The sequence below is a fragment of the Candidatus Frankia alpina genome (assembly GCF_902806485.1).
Lineage (GTDB): Bacteria > Actinomycetota > Actinomycetes > Frankiales > Frankiaceae > Frankia > Frankia alpina.
Genome location: NZ_CADCWT010000269.1, coordinates 1 through 5,849 on the forward strand (window position 1 = coordinate 1; position 5,849 = coordinate 5,849).

A 5,849-nucleotide genomic window follows, 5' to 3' on the forward strand; every position below is an offset into this window, starting at 1 on the left:
TTCGCTGACCGTCACCCGAGTTTCGAAAGGATCAACCTGGCGGTTTCGGAATAGCTTCTGGGTACCCGGATGGGGCCACCTGTTCGACGATGATACCGACACCGACAGTGACGCCGAACGGGCCGACGACACTCTTACGATGCTCACGGAGAGTGATCAGATTGCAGGCGCAACGGACCATGTCACAGTCACATTCGCCAAGCCAGCAGGGCACACGTCCAGCACCGATGACCGAGACGTCCCGGGAAACGCAACAGAGGCTGTAACAGTCGAGCCTTGGCCACCGATCACTCTAGGTGACTGGCGGCCAAGGCTCGGCGAGACCCCAATGACGCTCCCCGAGGCATGCCGGACAGGAGTTATCCCGATGACGCCCGGTGCCGCGAGGAAAGCCGGAATGACAGATTCCACATTCCCACCAGGTATCGGAAAAGGTAGCATGTTCTTCGTCGCCGAGTCCATCTCGGCGTGTCCGGAGGAGTTCAAGGCCGCGGTGCTGCGGTTCATCGGGGCACTGCGCGCGGGTGCCCCGTTTGCTGCGGCATTCATGGAGCGCTCGGCCGGCTACGATGTCGGCGACATCCGTTTTCCGGCGGTCTCGGTCGGGGAGGACGGCATCCGGTCGATTCTTGAGCCGGTGGCCGCCGAGCTGCACCTGAAGCGGATCGGTATCGACGGCGACGCCCTGCGAGACGGCTACGAGGGGATGATCGTCGTCTGTGGCCGGGTAGGTGCCGCATGAGCCGGGGCCGGTGGTCTCGCTGAATCCGGGGGTGAAACGTGCAGATCCAGCCTCGACAGTCGCTCATTGACCTGTGGCGGGCGACGGTTGACTACTCTTACCGTGACGGGGTGTGGACCCCCAAGGGGCGGGTCGAGCCGAACTCGACGAGCGACGCCGAGCAGTTGCTCTGCCTGATGTACCCGGCCTCCCAGGTCGCCGCCTTCAAACTCGACCGGCCGGACGAGACGGCCCGGGACCTGAGTGAGGCGCTCGCCGGGCTCGGAGGCGCGGCGGAGATTCCGCGCCGGCTGATCGCGGCGATTCACGACTACATGCAGCGGTACACGGCCGAGCCCAACACGCCGGTCTTCGGGGGTGGCAGCTACCTGGAGCCGAGGGTGGAAGGTGAGCTGCTCACCCCGGAGCAGCAGCGGCTCGACATCGTCGACTCCTTCTCGATGTCCATCACCCTTTCGTTGGCCACGCTGGGCTTTCTCAAGGTGTTCGAGCGGGTCGTGCGGCGCCCGGCGGTACAGGCCCAGATCGACGCGCTGCAGGAGATGGCCAGCCGTCGGCTCACGGCGGCGATGATCGGCCTGCTGCGCAGCTTCACGGTGCACTCGTTCGCGCCGGATTCGCCCCCGGGCCTCGCGCTGTGCCAAACGGTCAACCAACGCGGCCTGCCGCCGAAGAAGATCGTCGCCGAGCTGCACGAGGCGCTCGCCGAGGTCCGCGCCGGGCTCACCGAAGTCACCGTCGGCTCCGGGGGCGCCGAGGAACTCGAAAACGAGGAGCACCTGTTCGAATGCGGCTGGTCGTGGGGTGTCGTCAAGGATGCTCCGCTGGTGCCCACCGAGGAGCCGCTGGACCAGCCGGTCGGCGTCGCCGTCCGGCGGCCGTTCCTCTACTTCACGGTCGTCGCCCTCGATGTTCTCCGCCCGGACCCGCGTCCTGGACCTGCTGAACGAGGAGCAGCAGGGGTTCATGCGAAACTTGCAGATCCGCTGGGACCTGACCCAGCAGTACTGGTCCACCCTGGCCAGCTTCGGGGAGCGCTGGCCGCTGGAGGACATCCCCTGGCGGACCACCGATGGGCGCGAGTCGGACTACTACAGCCTGCTCGTCACCTCCGTCACCGTCGAGGCGCTCGTCCAGCGCGGGGCTGTCGATCTCGACCTGGCCCGGGTCGCCCAGGTCCTGGAGGAGCTGTCGGTGCGGGGCTGCGTGACGAGGCGGGCGCTCGAGGACGACCCGGCGGTCGAGATGCATGTCCCGGGGGTGCGGCTTAATCTCTACGGCGCCGAGGACCTTCCCTCCGGAGAGCTCGGCCCCGACGTCGTCTGGCCAGTGGCCGACTTCGCCACCGCACTGCTGAAACGGACCATCCGCGTCGCCTCGCTCGCGAACGGAACGGCACTGCGGGACAGGCTGCTGGGCCTGTCGGACGAGATCTGGGACCATCTCCATCAGCGTCGGCTGACCGGCGGCCCCGCGATCGGGCTCTGGGACGACGCGAGCGCCGCCTTCGCGCAGTTCAAATGGAACGACCCGGAACCCTCCTGGTACCTCACCGAGCGGGTGATGGAGTGCCTCGTGGTCGCGGCGAACATGATCGACAAAGATCCGCTGCGCAACGACCGCCTGATGGGCACGGCCCAGGACCTCGCCATCGAAGCCAATCATCTCTACAGCCGGGAACTGCTGCGCGGCGCGACGGACGCGATCCCCATGCGCAAGCAGCTCGAACATCTGGGCCGGCGCCTCGAACGGGCCCGCACCGTCATCGACAGCAGGCCCGGGACGGCGCTCGCGATCATGCTCGAGGTGCTGGGGGCGCTCGACGCGCTCGCCGCGGCCCGCCGGTCCCGGCAGGGCGATCCGGAATGATCCTTTTCGCCACCTCCGACAAGGGCGGCACCGGTCGGTCGGTGACAAGCTGCAACGTCGCGCTGCGCTGCGCGTTGCAGCACAAAGATGTCTGCTACCTCGATTTCGACTTTGGTTCGCCGACCGCGGGCGCGATCTTCCATGTGGACTCGGTCGCCCGTGGCATCGCCGGCGGCTGCGGCCTGCACAGCTACCTTGAGGGCTCCGTCGCCGCACCGGCCGAGCTCGATCTGTGGCGGCATATCGAACGGGCCGAGCTGCAACCCCGGCCGGCGGGGGCAGGACGGCTGGTCCTGCTGCCCGGGGAAGAGGGAGGCGGGGAGTTCCCGATCGACGACGAGATGATCGATCGGTGCCAGCGGCTCCTGCGCCGCCTGGCGGAGGAGTTCGAGCTCGTCATCGTCGATCTCAGCGCCGGGCGGTCCTACGCGCTGCAGCTCGCCCTCGAGGTCACCGCCCGGCCCGCCCTACGGGCGGTGACCACCCGCTGGCTGGTGTTCCACCGGTGGACTCGGCAGCACATCATCGCGGCGGCCGGCCTCGCCTACGGCGAGCACGGCATCGTGGCCACCGCCGCGGCCAAGGGGCACAATCACGACCGGCTGGACGACTCGGTCCGGTTCGTCCGTACCGCCGTTCCCGCTCCTGAATCGCCCCAGTTCGCCAGCCTGCTGCCCACCCAGGCCGCGTGGTTGCAGGAGACCGACGCGGAGCTGCAGAAGCTCGCCGCGCGGCGGGGGGTCGGGCGTAGCGTCCTGCTCGGCTCGGTCCCGCTGGATCCCGTCCTGCAGTGGCGTGAACAGCTCATCCTCGACAGCGACGTCTGGACGCTGCGGATCGCGAACAAGGAGACCAGCGCGGCACTCGACGCCCTCGCCGATGACGTCCTGAACGACGATGCCTGGGAAGGGCTGTGACCGGCGTCGACGTCGTCTTCGGGGAGACGAGCGCCACCGATCGGACGGTGGAGATACCTCTGTCCCACCTGTCGGTCGAACTCGGCCACCTGTACATGGAGGAACTGGTCGACGGCAGTGTCGATCTGGCCGCCTACTTCGGGCGGATCGCGTCGTGGACGGGCCCGGACCAGCTGGCGGACCTCGCCCGCGTTCCGCGGTCCCGGCTGCGGGCCAGCACCTGTGTTCTCGTGGACGACTACGCCGCCGCGCCGATCGGGCCCGACGTCGTGGTGCCCCGGTTGATCGCGGCCGCCCGGTCCGCGGGCCTGACCATCGACTACATCGCGCGTGAATCGGGTTGCGCGGCGCCCCTGGGCGGCGTCGGTGCGCTGGCCGGGCTCCAACCGGCCGAGTCCCTCGCCGACCTGGTCGAAAGCCTGATCGTGGCCGACCCGGCGGCGGGTTTCAACGGCAGCCGCCCGCCCCCGCACGAGAACGGTTGGCTGTGCAACGGCGTCCGATCCCCGGCCGACGGGGCCCGGCAGGCAATGCGGGCAGCCGTGGCCTGGCAGCCGCCGGTGGAGAACCGAGCGCACCGGCATTCCATTTTCCTCGACGTGGAGATCTGGCGGGAGCAGGCGTCCGGCCGGCTGTGGTCGTGCCCGTTCCTCGCCACCGTGTGGCAGCTCCTGCGGCTCGGCCAGCTACGCGTCCTCGGTCAGCCCGCGGTGACTCCGGTCGACATCGACCCGGACGACCTGCCGACCACCTGGACGCAGTTTCCGACGATCGCCCGGTTACCGGGGCGCGGGGCGCCGTTCGCTGCGTATCGCACCCTGTCCGTGCTCGACGGCCGCTTCCTCCCCGTCGAGCACGCGGTCCGGATGACCCTCGGTCAGGTCGCCGTCGACCCGACCGTGGCCGAACAGACCCTGCGCCGGGCCGGCCGGGAGAAGGTGCCGCTTCCGGCCGAGCTACCCGACCGGGTCGGCCATGTCTTCCTCGGCGGATGAGAGGGCGGGAAAGATGGGGGCCGAGGGCGGCGGATGCGCCGAGGCGGGGGATGCCACGTCCGCCGGCGGTAGGTCGGATGTCCTCGTGGGGGAGGTGCGCACCGGCCTGCTCGCCAACTCCCGGGCACTTACGGAGCCGGAGGCCACGGCGGTTGTGGCGCTGCGCCCCGGGTCCCAGGTGCGGGTCTCGGTGCGACCCGTGCCGCACGCCGTCTCCCCCGGCCTGACCCTCGGGGTGCACTGCCCCGTCCCCAGTGCCTCCGGAACCCGCTGCGACGGCCTGGGCACGGTGCTGAGCCGAGCCTCGTTGACCAGCGGTCGGCTGGTGCAGGCCAGCACGCATGCCCGGATCGTTCTGGGCGGCCGAGGGCCGGCGGTCGAGGGCCACCGACCCTGGGCCCACCATCTCGTCCACCCCGGGGCGATCGAGGTGGTCGGCCGACTGCCCGCCGATGATTTGGCCGATGGTTTCCTGCTGACCGCGACCGGCGACGGCCCCGGGGCCGTCCTCGACCTGGGGGCGGTCTGCGGGCGGTTGCTCGACCAGGTGCAGGAAAGCCCGATTCTTGACCAAAAGCCACCTTTTCGGGCACGGCGGACGCGGTTCAGATTCGTTCTCCTTCCCTGCCGCCATACCGCAGCCGGCGAGTCGTTCCGTGATTCGGGATCCGAGGATTCCGGCACCACTTTCGGTCCCTCGCCTGCGCCGGGTCACGTCTGTCGTGTCGATTTCGTCGTCGCGGACGAAACCCTACGCACACTGCGTATTCATGGCTCCGGGCTGGGCCTTGTTAGCGTCGTCGGACTATGCGAAGATCTCGCTCTCCACGATTGGCTTCTCACTACGGTCCAGCATGTTGTCGCGGGCAGCCGCGTCCGGGCGGGCGGAGGGGGGCGGTTGTCGTCGCAACTGAAGCCGGTAATAGATCATTTGCTGCATGTGTGGATGCCAGCCGCGAGGGTCGGCGAAGAGCTGCTGCCGGTGTGGGCGGGTCTCGAGCAGCGGGCCGGCTTCTCCCGCCAGTGGGAAAGCCTGGTCGGATGGATCCGCGATCAGCTGGCCCTCTCGCTCCTCGCCGGTCTCGGCGACGGAGCCCGCTAGGTTCGGGGGAACCGTGAACGACCCACACTCCGGTACAACGTCCGAGGTACTTCGAAAGTCAACGGTCAGCGTCCTCACCGGCGGTCTCACCTGGGTGATCGCCAATCTGACGGGACAGCAGAAGGAATGGGGGCTGCTGTTCTCCGCCTTCGTCGGTGCCGTCGTCCTCATGGTGCAGTGAGCCTTTTCCGGTAACGTTTTGTCGCTTTGCGTGACATCAATGT

The 5,849-nt window shown here is 68.7% G+C and carries 4 protein-coding genes and 2 pseudogenes; all 6 read left to right on the forward strand.

Features of this window, described 5'->3' with window-relative positions; translation table 11 throughout:
* A pseudogene (locus G6R25_RS25495) lies at positions 1 to 742 on the forward strand (hypothetical protein); the annotation flags it as partial.
* A gap of 38 nt (positions 743 to 780) precedes the next feature.
* A pseudogene (locus G6R25_RS20490) lies at positions 781 to 2,611 on the forward strand (SCO2524 family protein).
* Positions 2,608 to 3,528: an SCO2523 family variant P-loop protein gene (locus G6R25_RS20495; RefSeq protein ID WP_163554234.1), complete on the forward strand. Its 921-nt coding sequence runs from the start codon at positions 2,608 to 2,610 to the stop codon at positions 3,526 to 3,528. Before G6R25_RS20490 ends, G6R25_RS20495 begins: the two are co-directional and overlap by 4 nt.
* Positions 3,525 to 4,523 carry an SCO2522 family protein gene (locus G6R25_RS20500; protein WP_163554235.1) on the forward strand — a complete coding sequence of 333 codons (999 nt, stop codon included), beginning with the start codon at positions 3,525 to 3,527 and terminating at the stop codon, positions 4,521 to 4,523. Before G6R25_RS20495 ends, G6R25_RS20500 begins: the two co-directional genes overlap by 4 nt.
* Before the next feature lie 13 nt (positions 4,524 to 4,536).
* Positions 4,537 to 5,625 (forward strand): SCO2521 family protein, encoded by a 1,089-nt coding sequence (locus G6R25_RS20505; protein WP_163554236.1) that lies wholly within the window; start codon positions 4,537 to 4,539, stop codon positions 5,623 to 5,625.
* A 13-nt stretch (positions 5,626 to 5,638) separates the two neighbouring features.
* On the forward strand, positions 5,639 to 5,806 hold the full coding sequence (locus tag G6R25_RS20510; RefSeq protein WP_163554237.1) for a hypothetical protein: 168 nt from the start codon (positions 5,639 to 5,641) through the stop codon (positions 5,804 to 5,806).
* Positions 5,807 to 5,849: the final 43 nt, after the last annotated feature.